At 60.5% G+C, this 19,466-nt stretch carries 15 protein-coding genes, 1 tRNA gene and 1 pseudogene; 6 read left to right on the forward strand and 11 right to left on the reverse strand.

Features of this window, described 5'->3' with window-relative positions:
- The first annotated feature begins 553 nt into the window (after positions 1-553).
- Positions 554-1,432, forward strand: a complete 879-nt coding sequence (locus BGN91_RS17170) for a caspase family protein (RefSeq protein WP_292615251.1) — start codon at positions 554-556, stop codon at positions 1,430-1,432.
- A gap of 5 nt (positions 1,433-1,437) precedes the next feature.
- On the opposite strand, the gene BGN91_RS17175 is transcribed toward BGN91_RS17170, so the two are convergent.
- The 3 genes from BGN91_RS17175 to BGN91_RS17185 all read right to left on the reverse strand — a co-directional run bounded on the left by BGN91_RS17175 (position 1,438) and on the right by BGN91_RS17185 (position 5,469).
- Positions 1,438-2,340: an HlyD family efflux transporter periplasmic adaptor subunit gene (locus tag BGN91_RS17175; RefSeq protein ID WP_292615228.1), complete on the reverse strand. Its 903-nt coding sequence runs from the start codon at positions 2,338-2,340 to the stop codon at positions 1,438-1,440.
- A gap of 133 nt (positions 2,341-2,473) precedes the next feature.
- The gene (locus BGN91_RS17180) at positions 2,474-4,924 is read right to left on the reverse strand and encodes an adenylate/guanylate cyclase domain-containing protein (RefSeq protein WP_292615230.1); all 2,451 of its coding nucleotides are present in this window, start codon (positions 4,922-4,924) and stop codon (positions 2,474-2,476) included.
- Positions 4,925-5,109: 185 nt separating this feature from the next.
- Positions 5,110-5,469: a hypothetical protein gene (locus BGN91_RS17185; protein WP_292615232.1), complete on the reverse strand. Its 360-nt coding sequence runs from the start codon at positions 5,467-5,469 to the stop codon at positions 5,110-5,112.
- A 305-nt stretch (positions 5,470-5,774) separates the two neighbouring features.
- Between BGN91_RS17185 and BGN91_RS17190 the strand changes: the two genes are divergently transcribed.
- From BGN91_RS17190 to BGN91_RS17205, 4 genes are all read left to right on the forward strand, one after another.
- On the forward strand, positions 5,775-6,863 hold the full coding sequence (locus tag BGN91_RS17190; protein WP_292615234.1) for an HD domain-containing phosphohydrolase: 1,089 nt from the start codon (positions 5,775-5,777) through the stop codon (positions 6,861-6,863).
- 79 nt (positions 6,864-6,942) lie between these two features.
- Positions 6,943-7,019, forward strand: a tRNA-Arg gene (locus tag BGN91_RS17195).
- Between the two features lie 1,313 nt (positions 7,020-8,332).
- Positions 8,333-8,728 carry a hypothetical protein gene (locus tag BGN91_RS17200; protein ID WP_292615236.1) on the forward strand — a complete coding sequence of 132 codons (396 nt, stop codon included), beginning with the start codon at positions 8,333-8,335 and terminating at the stop codon, positions 8,726-8,728.
- Positions 8,725-10,008: a tetratricopeptide repeat protein gene (locus tag BGN91_RS17205; RefSeq protein WP_292615237.1), complete on the forward strand. Its 1,284-nt coding sequence runs from the start codon at positions 8,725-8,727 to the stop codon at positions 10,006-10,008. The genes BGN91_RS17200 and BGN91_RS17205 overlap by 4 nt, the downstream gene beginning before the upstream one ends.
- Before the next feature lie 84 nt (positions 10,009-10,092).
- Here BGN91_RS17205 and BGN91_RS17210 read toward each other — a convergent pair.
- Positions 10,093-10,590 (reverse strand): annotated as a pseudogene (locus tag BGN91_RS17210) (recombinase family protein); the annotation flags it as partial.
- 173 nt (positions 10,591-10,763) lie between these two features.
- Here BGN91_RS17210 and BGN91_RS17215 point away from each other — a divergent pair.
- On the forward strand, positions 10,764-12,155 hold the full coding sequence (locus BGN91_RS17215) for a peptidoglycan-binding domain-containing protein (RefSeq protein WP_292615239.1): 1,392 nt from the start codon (positions 10,764-10,766) through the stop codon (positions 12,153-12,155).
- A gap of 1,122 nt (positions 12,156-13,277) precedes the next feature.
- On the opposite strand, the gene BGN91_RS17220 is transcribed toward BGN91_RS17215, so the two are convergent.
- The 7 genes from BGN91_RS17220 to BGN91_RS17250 all read right to left on the reverse strand — a co-directional run bounded on the left by BGN91_RS17220 (position 13,278) and on the right by BGN91_RS17250 (position 19,298).
- Positions 13,278-14,105: a serine protease gene (locus tag BGN91_RS17220; RefSeq protein WP_292615241.1), complete on the reverse strand. Its 828-nt coding sequence runs from the start codon at positions 14,103-14,105 to the stop codon at positions 13,278-13,280.
- 5 nt (positions 14,106-14,110) lie between these two features.
- Positions 14,111-14,743 carry a hypothetical protein gene (locus BGN91_RS17225; protein WP_292615243.1) on the reverse strand — a complete coding sequence of 211 codons (633 nt, stop codon included), beginning with the start codon at positions 14,741-14,743 and terminating at the stop codon, positions 14,111-14,113.
- A 13-nt stretch (positions 14,744-14,756) separates the two neighbouring features.
- Complete coding sequence (locus tag BGN91_RS17230) at positions 14,757-17,117, reverse strand: nitric oxide reductase activation protein NorD (protein WP_292615245.1); 2,361 nt, start codon at positions 17,115-17,117, stop codon at positions 14,757-14,759.
- A gap of 89 nt (positions 17,118-17,206) precedes the next feature.
- Complete coding sequence (locus BGN91_RS17235; protein WP_292615252.1) at positions 17,207-18,136, reverse strand: CbbQ/NirQ/NorQ/GpvN family protein; 930 nt, start codon at positions 18,134-18,136, stop codon at positions 17,207-17,209.
- Between the two features lie 20 nt (positions 18,137-18,156).
- Complete coding sequence (locus BGN91_RS17240; protein ID WP_292615246.1) at positions 18,157-18,396, reverse strand: hypothetical protein; 240 nt, start codon at positions 18,394-18,396, stop codon at positions 18,157-18,159.
- Positions 18,393-19,028, reverse strand: coding sequence for a ParA family partition ATPase (gene parA, locus BGN91_RS17245; protein ID WP_292615248.1), 636 nt, complete (start codon positions 19,026-19,028; stop codon positions 18,393-18,395). Before parA ends, BGN91_RS17240 begins: the two co-directional genes overlap by 4 nt.
- A 3-nt stretch (positions 19,029-19,031) precedes the next feature.
- Positions 19,032-19,298, reverse strand: coding sequence for a 4a-hydroxytetrahydrobiopterin dehydratase (locus BGN91_RS17250; RefSeq protein ID WP_292615249.1), 267 nt, complete (start codon positions 19,296-19,298; stop codon positions 19,032-19,034).
- Positions 19,299-19,466: the final 168 nt, after the last annotated feature.

Raw genomic sequence — 19,466 nt, forward strand, 5'->3', positions numbered from 1 at the left:
GCGCGGTCCTGTAGAATTTGGCCAGGTGAGCGTCGCCGCCCTGGTGACGCAGCAGGAGGGGGTCGCAGAGGTCGTACAGCGAGGGGCCGTCCTTGCGGTTCGTCAGCGCACGATAGACGGCGCCGGCGACATGGCGGGCAGTCATGATTTTCTCTGCACTCCCATGCGCGTTCCAAGGCCGCGTCAAGGCTCGTTTCAGCCAAGCCTTTGAAAAACTACACGAATAGGCAAGGAATACAAACGTGACTCAGCTCACGGCATCGGACCGCCACGCGGCGATAGGTTGACGGCGGTGAGGTTCCGCCCTTCTCCCTCATTCGTGATCGTCCCTCGGGTCGTTCCGGAGCCTTGTCGCGACGTACTTAACCAATTGTGTTTCCAATAAATAAAGGTTTCACATTGCTCATGGAGGACATGCAGGGTATGACCCTTTTTATGTTGCGGTGCCGCAGAACGAGCGCATTTCACCGCAATATGTCAGGGACTCCCTCAAACCAATCTGGCATTGGCGCGACTTACGAACGCCATCGAGCATGACCGGGAAATGACCGTTATGAAATTCGGGCCGCTTAGCCTCTCCTCCCGGTCTGTCACATTGGCCGCTGTCCTCGTCGGGATGGTGTCCCTGGCGATCGGCGCCCATGCCGCGCTCAACAAGCGCAGCCTGGAGGTCGCGAAGGCTCTCGCCGTGGCCGACACGACCGGCAGCATCGCCGTCAAGCCGCCGCGGGTCGCGCTCGTCATCGGCAACGGGCACTATCCGGATGCGAACGGTCCCTTGGGCCAGTCCATCAACGATGCCCGGGCGTTGACCACGATCCTGCGGCGCGACGGCTTCGACGTCATTACGGTCGAGGATGCCAACCGGGACGACATGCGCCGCGCGGTCCGCCGCCTGGAATCGAAGATCGGTCCCGATACGACGGCGCTCCTGTTCTTCAGCGGCTTCGGCATTCAGTCCGGCCGCGAAAGCTATATGATCCCGGTCGATGCGCGGATCTGGAAGGAGGCCGACGTTCGGCGCGACGGGTTGTCCGTCGAAGCCGTGCTCGGCGCGATGAAGACACGCTCCGCCAAGGTCAAACTTGCAGTGATCGACGCGTCGCGGCGCAACCCCTATGAGCGGCGCTTCCGTTCCTACTCCCACGGCCTTGCGCCGATCACCGTGCCGGACAATGCGTTGATCCTGTCGTCGGCCACCCCAGGGAAGGTCGTCGATGAATCAAGCGGGCAATACAGCCTGCTGATGGCGGAATTGCTCAAGAGCCTCGATACGCCGGATCCGGACGCCGGAGCCGTATTCAGCAAGACGCGGATTGCGGTTTCACGCGCAACCAACGGGGCGCAGGTTCCGACGGTATCGTCCTCGCTCGCTCAAGACGTGCCGTTCGGGTCCACAGCGACGATGGCCGCGCGCAAGGCCGGCGGCTAAAGCGGCTATTCCTTTGCGCTCGCTTCCGCGGCGATCGGTCTGACCGGATCGCCTTCGCGCAACTGGGCGCCGGCGCGCGCCACCACCACGTCGCCGTCCGACAATCCCTCGCGGACCTCGACCTGTCCCCCCGACAATAATCCCACCTCGACGCGCCGCGTTTCGACCCGCTGGCGCCGGACGACCTGAACAACCGTGCCCGCGCTTCCATACAGGATCGCCGTCAGGGGCACCGCGATGCCGCAGCTCTCGCCGGTCTTGACGATCGCACGGCCGGATGCATTGACGAGCAGGTGCCTGTTCGGATCGACGGATATGAAGACCTGCCCGAGTTGGCTGTTCGGTTCGACCGTCGGCGCGACGAGCCGGACTTTGCCATCCATGTCGCCGGCGCCGACGACCACGACCTTGGCGGTCTGACCGACCGCTAGCTTCGCCAGATCAGGGGTGGGCACCTGCCCGACCAGATCGAACTCGTTGCCGGTAACGATATTGAACAGTGCCTCGCCCTTGCCCGAGGCAATCGCGCCGATCTCGGCGGTGGAATGACTGACCAGTCCCGCGACCGGCGCCTGAACCTGGGCCGATCCGCCCTCGGCCCGGTTGAGACGGGCAAGCACCTGCCCGGCGGTAACGCTTTGTCCCGGCTCGACCAATATCTCGGTGACCTTCAGCCCCGGCCGCTCCGGACGGACCGCGGTTTCGTTCTTCGGGATCAGGATTCCGGCGACCTCGACCGTGTCGGAGAAGCAGGATCTCGTTGCCTTCAGGACGGTGACGGCCGCGCCGTTCGAAGTCTCCGCGCCAGCCGCGAACCCCTGAGACGCGACGACCGCCGTCCCCAGCACGGCGGCGAGAGCGACCGCCCGCGTCGCGACGTGGTGCGGGTTAAAGGATTTCATCGCCATCGAAAGATTCTTCCCGAAAAAATGCAGCGCTGTCGCAGCGACGGTTTGCGATCGCGTGGATCATTGCGAACCTATTCAAGCCGTGATGACGATTCAACGACCGGCGCATTCGAACGCGTCGCAATCGAATAATTCATGCGGGGCCGCCTGTCGCCGAGCGCAGTGCGGAGACATCGCCCGCGCGATCCTGCCAGCGGTGAATCTCGACGGCCGCGATCGGATGGTGGAAGCCTTTCAGGAGCAGCGGCGCCAAAGCCGTTGCGTCCACGAGGTGCTCCACCATGCTGTAGGCGCGCTGATTGACCACGATCTGGCCTGCCTTGGCTTCGTCGCATAGCCTTGAGGCGAGATTGGTGACGCTGCCGATCGCCGCATATTCGAGCCGGCGCTCGAAGCCGACCTGGCCGAGCGTCGCATAGCCGACGGCGATCCCGACGCTGAAGCCAAGGCTGTGACCGCGGTTACGCCACTTTTGCGACAGCACCCCGACGCTGTCGCGCATTTCCACCGCCATCCTCACCGCGCGCGGCGTGTGATCCGGAACGGGGATCGGCGCGTTGAACAGAATCATCACGCCGTCGCCGGCGTACCGGTCCAGCGTGCCTTCGTACTTGAAGATCAATTCGCCGAGCGCGGCGTGATATTCCCGCAGCACGTTCATCGCCTCTTCCGGCTCCGAGCTTTCGGTGAAGGCCGTGAAGCCGCGCAGATCGCAGAACACGACCGTGACCTCGCCGCGATGGCTGTCGAGCAGCGAGTTCTTCCCGTCCGATGAAGCAACCAGCTGCGCGACCTGCGGTGCGAGAAAACGTTCGAGCCGCCGGATCCGCTCGATCTCGCCGAGCTGCTTACCGACCTGCTCTTCGAGCGACTTGTTCCAGTTGAGCAGCTGGTAGGTCTGTTGCTGAAGTTTATCGGCCTGCTGCTGCACGGTGCCGTGCGCGGTCGCAAGCTCCTTGCCTTTCCGATCGACTTCATGGAAAAGCCGCGCGTTGCGCATCGCCAGCACCGACTGATGAGCAAATGTCTGCATCAACCCCAGCAGGTTCGGCGAAAACGCGCCTGTGCCCCGGCGCAGCACGATCAGCGCGCCGAGGACGCCTTGCTGATCGATCAGCGGCACCGCCAGCGCGGAACGGAAACCGGCCGCTGCGACGGCTTCTTTAAGCGGATTTGGGTCCGACGCTGCGAAGTCTTCGATTGCGATCGGCGCGCCGTTTGCGGCGGCCTGACCAAGCAGGCCGTCGTCGGCGCCTACGACGCCGTGGTTGCCGCCTGACGACTTGTCCATGCCGCTGGCCTCGATGAGATCAAAGCGGCGAGCTTCCACATCGAAGCCGTAGATCAGCACGGCATCGGCTTTGCTGATCTCGAGCGCGCGGCCGGAGACCGTGCGGAGCACGGCGTTCAGATCGAGCGAGGATGCGACGGCACGGCCGAATTCCTCGAGCGCCTTGAGTTCGCTCACCGACTGCGCGAGTTCGCGTGTCCGGTCCTTGACCTTGAGTTCGAGGTCGGAATAGGTCTCGCGAAGCTGGCCGGCCATGCTGTTGAACTGCTCGGCAAGTTGCTCCAGTTCGTCACCGGTTTTGATGTCGATACGGTGTTCGAAGTCGCCGCCTCCGAGCCGTTGCGCGCCGGTGTTGAGCGCCTGGATCGGGACCAGCATGCGCCGCGCCAGCAGCATCCCGGCGAGGATCGCGAGTCCAAGGCCGAACGCGACCAGAACGCCGATGCGTATCAAAAGATCATGGATCGGCGCGAGCGCCTGACTTGCGGGTTGTTCGAACAGCACGAACCAGTGGAGCTTCGGGACCTGGCTCGACGCGGTCAGCACGGCATTGCCTTCATCGTTCGTTCCCGACGTGGAGGGCGGGTTGCCGGATTTCAGCAGCGCCGCAAGCTGCGGCAGCGCGGACAGATTCTGGCCGGGCTGCATCTCCTTATCGGAACTGGCGAGCAGGACGCCGTTCGCGTCCACGACATATGCTGAGCCGATTTTTCCGGCCTGCACTTCGTCGATATATCCGGATAGAAAGTGAAGATCGATTTCCGCGACTGACGCGCCGGCATCCCGCCCGGCATGAGCGATGGCGATCGACATGAAGGGCTGTTGCTCGCGGAAGAAAACCGGCGCGTAGGTGACGCCATTCTCGACGGCCCGCGTGAATCTCACGTCGCGGGAGAAGTCAGCACCGCTGCCGAAAGATACGGAGTGGCGCGATAGCCGAAGCTGCTCGTGTCCCTGCCCGTCAAGCTGGAAGATCCGGCTGACGGCCGGCACCTGATTGAGCAATTCCGCATAGTCGGCGCGCCGCTGCTCGACCGTGACAACACTGGCGCGCGTAACCCAGCTGACCTGGCGTTCCAGATCCGCGATCGACTGCTCAATGCGATGCGCCGTCGTATCCGCCTTCTCCGTCATCTCGCGAACAAGCGCGGTCCTGGTCTGATCGTAGGTAATCCAGACCTCCAGCGCGCCGTTGATCGCGAGAACGAACACCACCAGCCCGACGAGCGACATGACATACTTGGCGAACAGGCCCCTGCGGCGATATCGGCTGTTGTCCCCGTCCCCGTTCATCGCTTTCCCCGCACGGCTTCCGCGGTCGATCGGATCGTCATTGCATTCGCCAGGGGCCAGCTCGGGCTACGACACATTCGTCGATTTTAGATGGTCTGTACGAGAATGGAAACATTCCGGGAGAGAGGCGACAGCTGAAACCGGAAACGTGAGTGGCGCATTTTTCCCGCCCGCGGCGCCTATTGTTATCGCCACATCCAGTTATGGCCCCAATCTCCCTTCCAGCCTGTGAGACGCCCTCTGCGGAATTGCAGGTAGAGCCGATCCCTGCGTTCGAATAGGCCGCTGCCACCGAAGCTCCGCAACGCCAGAAATATCTCGCTGCCCGGACGTCCGCTGATGTAGTTCAGGGGCACCCCAAGCGCATTCGCCACGGCCGCCTCGTCCATGCCGAAAGCCAGCGGCGTCTTGTTCGACAGCGCCGCCCTCGAAGGCGAGGAATAAAATGGGCCCGCGGCCGGTTTCTGCGCATGTCCCGGCGCGCTCCACGCCGCGTACGATGCAACCGCACATGCCGAGGCAAAGACCAGTGTCCGCTGCTTCATGATGCCGCCTTTGTGCTTGCCGACATGTAAAACCCGATCCGGAATTCTGCCGGCCTCGATAAACAGATCCTAACACATCCGCATCTGAGATTTTCGCGCGCACTGGCGACATTTTTCAAATCATCGTCGTCACTTGCCTTGCGGGGCCGCCAGACGCCTAGACTTCCGTAAGTTAACGAAGGCAATGTTTTCCGTTGAATTCTCGGCGGCCCGCTATGGCGGCGTTAATAATACCGCTTAATCTTCGCAAATCTACTTATCGGCTAAAGTTCGCGCAGCGCCGAACTGCAAGCCGATGAGGATCAATGAGGACGCTCACAACCGAAGCGCGCGCAAGGCGCCGCCTGCTTCTCGCATCCGACCGGAGCGATCAAAGCGGTGACCTCGGGGCAATCCTGCAGCACGTCGGCGACGTCGATACCAGCCCCACCTCAGCGATTCCGGACGCTCCGGCCGGCCGGTTTGCCGGCATCGTCGTCGACATCAATCTGCGCTCGGCTGAAAGCGTGTTGCGGGTGCGCGACAAGCTGTGCATCGAGGCTTATCGATCGGTACCACGGCTGTTCGTTCTCGCGGATGCGCTTCACCACGGCTCGATGCAGGCATGGGCGCTCGGCGCAACAGACACAATTTCGCGGCCATTCGACGCGCAAGTCATCCTGCAGCGGATCCGTCTCGCATTTCCGGACGACGATGACGCAACGACGAACGGCACGGCGCTGAATCAAGGCATCGCGGCGGCGCATGCCTTGCTGGTGAAGATATTCAAGCAGCTTCCGGCCGGAGTTCCGCTTGCATTCAGCGACGTGCTGGAGGCCGAGCATCAGATTCTCAAGGCCATCAAGAGCACATCGCTGCGTCAATGGCTTGCCGCCGTCGGCCGTCATCACACCCACACTTATCGCCATTGTCTTTTTGTCACAGGCTTCGCCGTGGCGTTCGCGCAGCACTTGGGGCTGCGCGAGGACGATCAGCGCCGGCTGGCGCGCGCCGCATTGCTGCATGACGTGGGCAAGGCTTTCATTCCCGTCGCGATCCTCGACAAGCCCGGCAAACTCACCAGCGAGGAGAAGACCGAAATCCGCCGGCATGTTCACCTGGGTTACGAAGCCTTGCTGAATCAGGGAGGCTTCCCGCCGGAGATGCTCGATGTCGTTCTGCACCATCATGAATTTCTCGACGGCTCGGGATACCCCGACGGCCTGCGCGGCGACCAGATCAGCGACATCGTGCGCCTGACCACGATCGTGGACATTCATGCGGCGCTGGTCGAGCAACGGGCCTATCGCCTCCCGTTCACCCACGCCAAGTCATTCGCAGTCATGGAAGAAATGGGCGACAAGCTGGACCAGCACCTTTTGCAGGCGTTCCGGCCGGTGGCGCTGGGCTATTGACAGGCGACGGCAATTTCCGGATCGGCGGGCTGCAGGACATTGCCGACGTCCGATCGATCGGCTAAACGGAATGTCTCGCGCACCCGTAGCTCAGCTGGATAGAGCGTTGCCCTCCGAAGGCAGAGGTCACAGGTTCGAATCCTGTCGGGTGCGCCAGTTAACAACTTGAGACAACTCAGGTTTTAGCCAGGTTCGCAAGCTCCCATCGGTCTGAAAACTCAGCTGGTCACACTGTGGTCACAGCGAGGATTCCGATGGCGACAATCCGCAAACATCGAGGGAAGTGGCAGGTCCAGATAAGACGCGCGGGACATAGGCCGATGTCCGAGACGTTTCATTTCCGCAAGGACGCAGAGACATGGGCACGACACACGGAAGCGAAAGTTTGAAACCGGCGATCTTCCCCCAGATGTAAAGACGCTCCAGACGATTATCCTTGCCGATCTCGTCAAGCGCTACAGGGACGACATCACGGCTGCGAAGCGAGGAGCTAGCGTTTGAGCGGATTGTCCTAGACCGCTTCCTTGACCATCCAATTTGCCTCAAACGGCTCTCAGAGCTGCGTGCAGAAGATCTTGCACGGTACCGTGACGACAGGCTCAAGGCGGTTAGTCCCACCACGCTGAAGCGCCAGTTGAATCCTATCCGCCATCTCTTTCAGGTCGCTCAGACGGATTAGGGCACACCCATCCGCGAGAATCCGGTTCGTAACCTTAAGCTTGATGCTCCCGACCGGCGACGTGAGCGACGATTAAGAGCCGGAGAATTTGATGCACTCATCAACGCCGCTCGGTCTCGACGCAATCCTCTGGTCGGAGCCGTTATACGTTTCGCAATAGCTACCGGAATGAGACGGAGTGAACAGGTGCAGGCCAACCCTGCGTGGAAAGCCCTCGCCGACACGGCGGGGCAGGCTCTTTGGGACTGTATCAGGCTGCAGGAGCCGAGCATGTGGCCGTTAACGAAGCAGGCTCGAAGAGGGCGTGACGAGGAAGCTCAACTCTAGCCAATCGGATTGACAGCGCCCCTGCCTGAAGTAAATCTATCCGCCGATTGTTCTGTGGCTTCGGGCCGCGTTGATCTTTGGGCGGCAGTGGTTTGATCACGCCCCACTCTATAATCCGTCAGGTCGTCTTAGCGAGCCATAATTCCAGTTTGAATCACTACTCACCACTAATGATAGCTGAAACCTTGAGTGCGAAACCTAGCAAATAATCGATAAATAGGGGGCCTCCGTGCGTTGCTATTTTTCCCCTTTTGTTGCCGTCATATTTTCAATTGTCTTCGTACTTCCGCTTACCGTACATGCTCAGACCTTTTCTCGACCCTCCCCGAGGAGTGGGCCTCCTGGCATATTCGAACAATCAGCGGCTGCCTACGCAATCTGCCGATCCGAACATGACAATCAAACATTGGCGGCGTGCGTGTGGGCAATCATTCGCGCCAATCCGGACCCAAAGCGAGTATCGATGGCGGGTTATCCTGCCCTGCATCTGGTCGGTCTTCTCTTCAAGGATGTTAGCCGGCATTATCCCGTGCAATGTTATGAGATTGCCGATGATCTCGAACAGATGGTGGTTGCGGTTAAGCGGATATTGCGCGTGCCGTCGCTATATCAACCGAGGACTTGCGGAGATATAGCTGGTTTCTTTCGGGCGATGACGACAATCGATCCGCAATGGGCAGGATGTCCCAACGCTCCATATTCAGCTCAACATCTCGAAAAGTGCATCAGAAACTTCCTGGATCGCGGCGGGGCCGAGGACGCCCTTCGGCACATGATCGCGGCCGTCTCTGACGGTCCGGGTACAACGCCTGAAGCCCTTAGGCTTCAGGGGTTGGCAACAATCTTGATGACCAGTTGAAGATTCTGCAAGGAGCGAAGAATGGATTGCGTCAAACCATAAGTGAGGCCGACAATGTGTGTCGGGTGTTGTCTGATGCGAACGGCGGGGCACAGCCAATCAGCCAGATATATGGAAATCTCGCAATAAACTCCGCGTATCCTTCGCAGCAGAATTCAAAGGCCCGGTTTGAGGCGGTTGGCGAGAGACGGCGCCAAGTCGTATGCAAAGACATTATCAGCTTGGCGTTCGGATTGCATCAGCCAGAAACCGGAAGTTCCGCCGCCTCGGTGGCAGAACAGAGATGTCGTCACGAAGCGGCAATTATCTACGAAGCCGGAAGCAAGGGGCGCGGCATACCTTGGGATAAAATCGATGGGCGTCGCACGCAGGAAGCCTGCAGAGAAGCTCTCAGCTATTCGCCGGATAATCGAATTTTAAAACTGATGTTGGCCAGAGGCCTGATCGTAGACAAAAAAACCGGAGAGGGTTGGGAAATTCTTGAAAACGGGGTTCGCAACAACGATGCGGTAGCGATGATGCTCGCACATGACATCTTCCACTACGGGATCGGCGTTGCCTTGGACAAAAAGGTTGCGACAGATCTAATGATGATCGCGGCGCAAGGAGGCAATCCTGCCGCCCAAAGTGTGCTGGGCTCGGCTTACTATTATGGTGATGGAGTGGAGCGGAATCTGACTGCGGCGGCGGATTGGTTGAACAAAGCAGGAAAAGACCGGCTGCCCGCCGCAACGACATTGCTTGGAATAATGCACTTTAACGGAGAGGGTGTATCACGAGACGACGCTCGGGCCGTTACCCTGCTCCAGAGTGTGCAGAAAGATGACTGTCTTGCAGATTTCTATCTTGCCATGGCCAGAGAAAGTAATCGCGGCGGATTCACTTATCACGGAACGGACGCCGAGCGATTCGGACTGAGCAGACAATATAGTCGAATTGCCGTAAGCTTGACGTGCCCGGCCGATATTCGACAATTCGCAAATACCAGAGCGAACAAGATTTACAGCCTTGATGTGGGTCGCAACTCTGGCCCCAAGGGCCCCGGCATTAGCAACTCGGTGTTCGAGCAAAGCTTCGCGCAGGCGGTCAGGTTGGGGCGTGACGCCATCAAGTTATCGGTTTGGGGAAGAAAAACTGGAATAATCAGCGAGGAGCTCAACCAAACCTTCGGAAGGATTAATAGTAATAATCTCCGTCAATGGCATGATGACTTGGAGAAAGAAAAAGATTGCAAACGTAATGGATATAATGGCGGTTACAGCCAGTCGGGCTGCTATTGATTTTATCCCTTCAAGAATGGACTGCAGAAGGGGAGCTCGACTAGCATCGCGCCAGCCGGACCGCTGCGACACGATCCTTCAGCGTCCGTTCCAGAATTCCTGCCGCGCGTTTTCCTGCATTGCGTGCAGGACGTGCTTCGCGTTTTCCTTCGATTGGTATTCATCGAACAGCGCGAACACCTGCCGCACCATGACGCTCATCGGATCGTCGCCAAGGTCTTGCGTCATCGACACCAGCCGCACGCCGGCCTTGCGCAGCCGGCGGACATGATATTCGAGCGCGAAGTGATCGCGGGCAAAGCGGCTGAAGGAATGGACCACGACCACGTCGAACGGCGCGCCGCCTGCCGTCGCCATGTCGAGTAGCCGCTGCAATTCAGGGCGCTTGTCGTCGGTCCCGGATAAGCCGGCATCAACGAACTCGGCGGCAACTTCCCAGACCCGCGCCTTGCAGAACGCCGTGCCCCGCCGCCGCTAATCGGGAATCGACAAGTCGCTTTCGGCCTGACGGCCCGTTGAGACGCGCAAATAAAGCGCGGCGCGCGACGCTGGCAGATTGGCAGTCGTGACGGCGGTGTTCACCGCCTTGCTCTCGGGCCTCGTGGAATTGCGGCGATTTCAGCATGGGTTTTTGCGGCCGTTCCGAATCCTCATTGAACAAGTCGCGCAGCGCACCCCCCTCTGCTACGGAGCTATCGTCGATCACCTTCGTCAATCATCCTAACTGATCAGGGTCATCTATGCCTCGTAACAGCATGAATGGCGATACAGATTTGCTTCTGGTATCATCCTTCGCAATACGGGGGGTTGACATGAAACTATGCTTCGCCGTTACCGAGTTCGCATCGGAGACGTTCTCTACCGGAGCGGCGGCGGAATGCCGCTCAGTTTTCAACCATTTCTGGCGAAAGAATTTGATCAACCGCGTCGTTACTGTGTTTTTAGTGATTTCAGCGGCATTTATTTTGCCCTCCAAGTCCGACGCGCAGGATGCCCTCACACACAACGAGATTTTCGAGCTACAGTTTCATCTGAGCCAGCTCGGCTACTACACGGGTAGTCCTGACGGACACGCCGGCCGACAGACAACAGCCGCCGTCAAGGCATACGGCACCGCGACCGGTGCCCGTGGCGAGATGTCAGAGACGTTACTTAGCCAGGTTCGTGAAGCCACCAAAGATATTGAGGGACTGGTAAAGGGCCATGGTGAGATCGATTTCCTCGTCTTCACAGATCAAGGTACGCCGCTGATATTCGCGGTTGAAAAGATCGGCCGAATTTACAAGGACGAAAGCCAGAAGATAATCCGCGACTATGATGTGGACGGGTTACCGATTTATTCGAACGTGTTCGCCGTTTCGCATGTCGACCCGACACTTGACATACCGTTGTTGGCGGGAGTCGCCTTCGGTTATCAGGTGCGGGTGCCCACGCCGCCATCCGGTGAGAGATTACAGATCAACCATGTAGTAGTTTGGCCCGAGAGGCTTGAAGACGGCAGTACAAAAACGTCCACGTATAGCTATGAGCATATCTATCTGAAGCGAGAGGGCAATCCGCGCTATTGGTTCCATCACTTTGAGAAGAAACCATCAGACCGCTACCAAGGAAATTGGGCCATACGGTTAGAGAATAGGGGCACTGTGCTGCTGTCCAGAACCTTCGTCCTGGGTACGCCCGCCGCATCAGCCGCTGGCTTGCAGTATCAAGACCTTCCCGCCGCAGTCAAAACCTATGCTGAGAATGTCCGCAACAGCTGTAAGGACTACAATCCGGGCGGGATCCCTGCCGACAAGATGTCAGGTATCACGCTGATTGCTCTGAGCGACAGCACTCCCGCCCTTCTCATCGATAATGAAGCTCTCTGCTCCGATCACTATTCCGGCGCGAATTGCAGCAACCGTGGCTGCGACGTGGTTGTCATGATCGAAGCGGACAAAGGATGGAAGGAAATCTTTCACGAGCATCTGTACGAGAAAACCTTCAATATCGTCAAAGATAGGAAACTGAAATCGATTGCGGCATCGGTCTACGCAGGCGACCCGCATTGTGGTGCCGCACCGGGCTCTAAATTTATGTCCAGCGATAGCTGCAGCGTGCGAATCCGCTATGAACACAAAACCTGGAACTGGCAAAAAGTCCGATAATTCGGCAATTCAGTTCAAAACCTATTCTTTCAGCGCCTGCCGCGAAGCGGCTTGCACGAACAATGCCTCGCGGAAACGCGCTCAAGCTGCGCGCAGATTGGAACTCTGAAGCGGAGCGCAAACAACAGGAGTTCGTCCACATCCTGAACCCCGTCATGGATGGGGTCGTCCCCATTTACTGCTTCGTAAATGAGACGGAGTCGAGGCCGCTGCCATGCGACGAAGATGACGGACAGTTTGGATTGTCGCAACGACGAGGGTCGCGCCAGCCGACAGCGCTGCACCAATGAAAAGGCTTGGCCATTGTCCGAAGTGCAAAAGGAAGGCGACGACCGCCAGGCGCCTACTTCATCTGCAACAACCGGCTTGTGGTGAAGGAGCACGGATGCCTCACGCCCGCTCTGTTTACTTCGGCAGAACCGAAGCGATCCAGGCTGAACATCGGCGACTTCCCGACAAGGCTCGCTCCTCGCCCGTACCTTTGAACGGGATATGAACCTCGGCCCATCCGCCCTGCGGGTTTTAACCCAGTTTCCACTCCACTGTGGTCCGCGGCGAGTGCCAGCCGCAACGCTCTCCGAGTCATTGGCTATTTCGGCGAATCCGCGATACATTAAGTCCTATGCGTGATTGCGCGTCCCAACGGTCAGCATTGCTCCTCGTGAGATGATCTCATCCGGTTCAAACTAGGGCGATTCATCCTCCCGATCGTCCAGTCCCGGATGCACTGCTCCGTCGTCTCGATGACGACGGAGCTTTTCTTCCCGGGCAGACGGGCTGGACGCAAGAAGATGTTGGCCTTCGGAAGAAACTCCGTGAGGCTCGACTGCGGCAACGGACAGTTTGCAGAGACCCAGCGACCGGATTTTCACCTCACACGCAACCACCGAGCTGTTGAGAGAGCGAACGGCCTGCTCATGCGCGCATCGAGATTGAGCTGCGGATGAACGGCGGCGGCATGGGAGTTCACTCTTGGACCAACGCAAGTCGCCACCGATCAGCTCACTGGCATAACTGGCCCGGTCCGACTCTCACGACAACGAAAGAGAAAACGCCATCAATCCGCGCACCGGGGCGCTCCTGTGCATTCATGCCGACGTCGTAGCCGCGGTGCGGGCGGCTTCAATCAGAAAGCCATCTGCGTACGTATGCGTCGATGAGCTCACGCACGGATTCGGACTTGATCACGAGGCCGAGGTCGATCATTTCCGCGCCGACGGACCGCGCATGGGTCTGCGCCGGCACCGGTCCGGGCACGAGCTGGTTGGCCTCTTCGCGGAAGAACACCGCCGCCACCACCCCTGCGAACCAGATGGAGCGCGCCGAGTCCCCGCGCGGGCGAAGCGGATCGTCGCGCATCACGAATACGGGGCTGCCGCTCGATCCGGGATATACAGCGGCGTCGATGAGGAATTGCTTGTGCCCCTCGAAGTCGAGTTCCAACGGCGTGGCCGTCGTGCCACGACGCAGGATTGGCATGAGGTTGACCTCATCCCACACCCCGCTGGGATAGCCGACAAACAGCACGTCCTCGAGCGCGTCGAAGCCTCGCACCGCTGCCACATCGGGAATGCGCTCGCTGTCGATCGCGTGGTAATACAACTGCACGCCGAGATCGCGCGCCGCGCGCTCGAGCGGTCGCAGCGGCACAATGGCCAGATCGATCTCGGGATCGGGATGGACAAACCACGCGGCGGGAAAGTCGTCGATATTGAGCTGAAAGCGCTGGCCGAATGCCGGCTTGCCCTCGTTTAACTGAGTGAACACCAAGCCGCCGCGGCGCACGCCTTCAACCAGATGGCGGTTGGTGACGACAAACGGCGTGCTTCCCCGCGGGTGGGCGTGGCTGAGGATGAAGGCCGTGCCGGAGCCGGCGCTGCCGTCTTCGAGTTCGGTATCCACTCGCACCGTGGAAAACAGCAGTTTTTTTGCGATCGAATCGATTTCCATGGGGTTCACGCGTGCGGTACGGCGCGCTGGTTCAAGCGCTCGATCGCCGCCACCGCCGCGCGCTGGGCTTCCTCGGCCTCGGCCTCGTTACCCATCATGGTCAGGCGGCCGAACGAACCGAAGGCCTTGACGTCCACCAGGGTGATATGCGCGGCTTTCTCGGCCTCATTGGCGGCATACATGATATAGCCCGCCGGCTCGACCTCCAAGATGAACATGCTTTTACCGGGCAGGATCATCGAGCCCTTGCGCAATTGGCGATTTATCAGGGTGGCGTGGTCAGGTGTGATGGCGCGGATGATCTCGTTCCACGCCACCTTGCAGCGCAGCCGCGAATCCATGGTGGTGTTGAGCTGCCGCAGGATCAGTTCGCCCGCGGCGAGCACCTCGCTCTGGTTGCGGAAATGGAGTTCCATCGAGCCGAAAGCGCGCTCGACGACTTGCTCGCCCATGCGCACGTTAGTTTTTTTCAGCGCGATGTCCGAGAGGTTGTGCACCGCCATGCCGGGCGCGACCTCGATCCACATGCAGGCATCGCCGGGCACCGGCAGAAAGCCCTGTGAGGACGTCGCGATATAGGACGCCAGCTGCGGCTGCAGTGCGTCCATAAACACGTAGGTGCGCAGGGTGATCTTCATTCTCAGCCCACCCTCACCGCGTCAGGCTCATGTAGAGCATGGGCAGTTTTTCCGGCAGGCGTTCGACCTGATCGATGACGGTGAAGTTTTTCAAGCCGAAGATGCGCGACACGTACTGGTCGGCATGAGGGTCGAGCGACAGCGCATATACCGTGATGCCCTGGCGGCCGAGTTCTTCCACGGCGGCCTTGGCGTCGTGGCGCAGGTATTGCGGATCGGTCACATCGTTGTCGGCCGGCTCGCCGTCGGTGACGACGAACACCACGCGCTTGCTCTTGGGTTGCTGCGACAGGTAATGGGCCGCATGACGCAGGGCGGCGCCCATGCGGGTGGAGAGCCGCCCTTTCATCCCAGCCAGCCGCGCCTTGACCAGATCGTCATAGGGCTGGTCGAAATCCTTGAAGCGTTGGTAATGCACATCGTGCCGGCCGTCGGAACAAAAGCCGTGAATGGCGAACGGGTCGCCGATGCGGTCCAGCGCACCGGCAAGCAATACCGTAGCCGCGCGGGTAAGATCCATCACGGTATAGTCGTGGCCGCGCACCTTGTCGTTGGACGATTCAGACGTGTCCAGCAGCACCAGCACCGCCAGATCGCGCAGGGCGCGCTTGTAGCGCATCATGATGCGAGGATCGTGCTGTTGGCCGATGCGGATATCGATCATCGCGCGTACCGCGGCGTTGATGTCGATCTCGTCGCCGTCCTCCATGTGGCGGATACGCTGCATGCCCTGCGGCACCATCGATTCGATCAGGAACTTGAGCCGCGAAATCACCGGCTTGTGCTCGAGGATGATGCCCTCGATCACCTCCAGCTCGCCGAGCTGCGGATGGTATTCGAGCAACGTCACCCAATTGGGCCGCTCGAGCTGGATCTGATAGTCCCATTCGGGATAGTGATAGGGCTCGGAAACTGGAGGACGGCCTTCGAGCGAGTTGATGCTCACGTTTTCCTGGTCGAGATAGAATTCGGTGGGAAGCTCCCACACTTCCTGCGCATCGTCGCCGGCGAACTCGACGTCCACCTCGTTGACCATTTCCATCACGTTGACTTTTTTGCGCACCTGCTGGCGGGTCTCCCAGGTGGCGGCCATCACCTGCGCCTCGTCGTATTCCTCCAGGAACCAGACGGCGCGGTTGTCGTCGCGGTAGATGGCGCTGAGCCCGTCGGTGAGCTTGTTGTAGGTCGGCAGGTCGAGTTCAAACAGGCGATGCGATAAATCCACGCCGAGATTCCAGCTCACCTGATTGCTGTCCAGGTCGGCCTGGGCGCGAAACGCGGCCACGCCCTCCCGCACGAAGGGGTGCGGATCGGTCGAGTCGAGGTCGAGCAGCGCGCGGGCGAGGCGGTCGAGCAACTCGCCGACGGTCGCCGGCTGGGCCGAATAGTCGAATACCGGATGCAGCGCCAACCAGGCCTCGCGCATTCCGGGGAATTTGCGAATCGCGAGTTCTTCCACTCGCGCATCCTCGAACAGCTCGATCAGCGCCATCTGCACCGGCAGCAACTGCTGCATCGACAACGGGTGCTGCGTGAACACCAGATGCGCGGCGCAATGGTTGGCGGCGGCGCGGTAGATCTCGAGCGCGCTGACGACCTGCCCGGGCGCAGTCGCATCGCCTTGGGGTTTGTAGTCGTCATAGGCGTCCGCGATATAGATGACATAATGCTCGATGTACGGCTTGAGCCCTTCGCGGCTTTCGTAATCGCCGGCGGTAGGTCGCAGAAAAAAATCGCGGCCCCAGATCGCGCGCATGTAGATGTTGAGCCGCCTCTGGATGTCGACGAACAGCGTGCCCTTGCGCTCTTGCTGCAGCACTGCCTGCGCATCGGCGCTGTTCAGCCCGAAATAGGCCGCCTGCCCTTCGAAATCGGTTTTGTACGCCTGCGCGCCCCATTGCACCCAGCGGCGCAGGCCTCCCAGCGTAAGCTGATTGAGCAGGCGATCGAGGTTTTCCAGCATCGGCCGCAAGCCGCGCGGAGCCTGCGCCGCCACGATCTCCAACACCTTCAGATAGTTGCGAAACAGATCGGGATCGCCTACGCGGTGCGCCACTATCGGCGCGGTGCCGACGATCAACCCCAGCACCTGTCCCGATGTCTTGGACGCCATGCCAAGCAGGAAGTTCACCAGATCGGGCAGCAACTCCTCGCCGATCGCCCGCGCCACCTCCGGCATCGACTGGATGAAGCTGACCACCAACTCCTCGCCGCGACCGAGCTGATGCAGCGCCAACGCGCCCTTGAGATAGTTGTCCAGCCCTCGCGGGCTCATGGCCCTCGCCGCCTCGTTCCAGGAAGCGCGCAGCAGTTCCTGCGCACCGCCGGGCAGTTCGTCGAGGAGTTCCTGAAATTCGTCGAGGTGGATGGCCATGATGTGTAAATTCGGACTGCCTGGCGATGCTGACCCCGGCCGACCTCAAGTTTCCTTTTCCCCTCGCGTCTTCAACTCGTCAGAGACGTTCAGAAATACGTCGTCACCGCGGAATCGAGCGCGTCGCGCATATCGGGATCGTCGGTGATCGGGCGCACCAGCGCCACCCGACAGGCCGCCAGGGGCGCGACGTCGCGGGTAATCAGCGATCCCGCGTAGATCAGCATGCGGGTGGAAATGCCTTCATCCAGCCCATGACCTTTGAGATTGCGCGCGTGCTCGGCGATGTGCACCAGCTTTTTCGCGGCGTCCAACGCAACGCCGCTCTCGTGCGCGACGATCTCGGCCTCTACCTCATGCTCCGGATAGTTGAAGTCGAGAGCGCCGAACCGCTGCTTGGTCGACTGCTTCAGATCCTTCATCAGCGACTGGTAGCCAGGGTTGTATGAGATGACCACCTGGAAATCCGGATGGGCCTCGACGATCTCGCCCTTTTTCTCGAGCGGCAGAATGCGACGCGCATCGGTCAAGGAGTGGATCACGACCGTGGTGTCCTGCCGCGCCTCGACCACTTCGTCGAGATAGCAGATCCCGCCGAAACGCGCGGCCATGGTCAACGGCCCGTCCTGCCAACGGGTGCCGTTGGCGTCGAGCAGGAAACGGCCGACCAGATCGCTGGCGGTCATGTCTTCGTTGCACGCGACAGTGATCAGCGGCTTGCCGAGCTTCCACGCCATGTATTCGACGAAGCGCGTCTTGCCGCAACCCGTCGGACCCTTGAGCATCATCGGCATGCGGACCGAATAGGCGGCCTCGTAGAGGCTGACTTCATCGGCCACCGAACGGTAATAAGGCTCCTTGGCCACGCGGTAGGCATCGAGCGCGGCAGGAGAAGAGCCGGCCGTATCCGCGGGCGCCGGACGCACGGCGCTGCTGCCGAGCGCGCCGGGGGCGGCAGGCGTGTGGAAGGCAGGGTCGCGTCTAGGCAGATAGCCGCGCTGGGAGGGGTCGTTACGCATGATCAACTTCCTGCAAAAATTCAATCCGGCCAAATGCGCTCGGGAAACAACTCCTCGACGCTGGGGGGCGGCTCTGCCGCCAGCGAATCCGCGGGCGCGGACGCGGACGCTTTTTTGGTGGAGTTGGCCGAGGTCGAGCGCGGCGTCTTGTTTGCCTCCACCTTGTTGTTGTCTGCCTCCGCCTTGCCGGAAGAGGCAGGCTCCGCACCGGTCTTGGCCTGGCGGACGCTGCTGGCGAGCTTGTCTTTGATGCTGGTCATTCAAGGATCTCCTCAATGAGGCCGTCGATCTCCTCGACGGCGCTTTGCCCGCGAACCCCCAACTGGTACGCCGACACGCCCTCAAGCGCAGCGGTCTTGTAGATGCCGCGGCGGCGCACCGGAGTGCGCAGGACCGGCAGGCCGAACTCGGCCAATGCCTCCTGCATCGCCGCCGACAGCGCGCTGCGCGCCTCGATCTGGTTCAGCAGCAGGTAGGCACGCAGCCGCGGATTGAGCCGCCTCGCTTCATCGATGTCCTGCGGCAGCCGGATGCTGGCCCACAGATCCACCGGCGAGGGCAGCACCGGAATGACGGCGACGTCGCAGCTTTGCAGCGCCAGAGCCGCCGCTCGGCTATCGACCGCAGGCGGGCAGTCCAGCACGACGAAGGGATAGGCGCGAAAGTCACGCCGCAGATCGATCGCTCCCGCGCCTACGCGCAATTGCTTGACGGTGGCGGGAAAGGACTGCGTACCGGCGGCGGCCCATTGCGTGGCCGAGCCTTGCGGATCCAGATCGACAACCACGGACGCCGCTCGCCGCGTCAGACCAGCGCCGAGGTGCATCGCAACGGTGGTCTTGCCGGCGCCGCCCTTCTGGTTGATTACCGCGATGACCAGCGGACTGCCCATCGCTCACTCCCCGCGCCCGGCCAGAGCAGCGATACGCCCGGCGAACCGTTCGTCCTCGGCGCTCAATACGTCACCATCAGCCGCTCCGATCGTGACATTGACGTAGGTGGTGCCGAAGTTGATGTTCTGCGGATGGCGTTGAACCTCCTCCGACAACGCCGACAGCGCGTCGAGGAAGGCGCGGGTCTGCGCATACTGCGCAAACGCGAAGCGGCGAAACAACGTGGGCGGTTTGTCGCGGCGCTCCCAACCTTGGAAATCATCAGTCATCGGCGTCCTACCCCGGGTTCGATCTGGTTACGTGGTCGAGATGCGCTCGCGCCTCCTGTAGAAAATCTTCGAACAGCGACGCGGTGTCTTGGCCGCGTAGCCAGCGCGTATAGGTCAGTGCGTTCGCCCGACGGAAGGCCTTGACCTCGGGCCACGGTCATGCAGTCC

The sequence above is a fragment of the Nitrobacter sp. 62-13 genome (genome assembly GCF_001896955.1).
Lineage (GTDB): Bacteria > Pseudomonadota > Alphaproteobacteria > Rhizobiales > Xanthobacteraceae > Nitrobacter.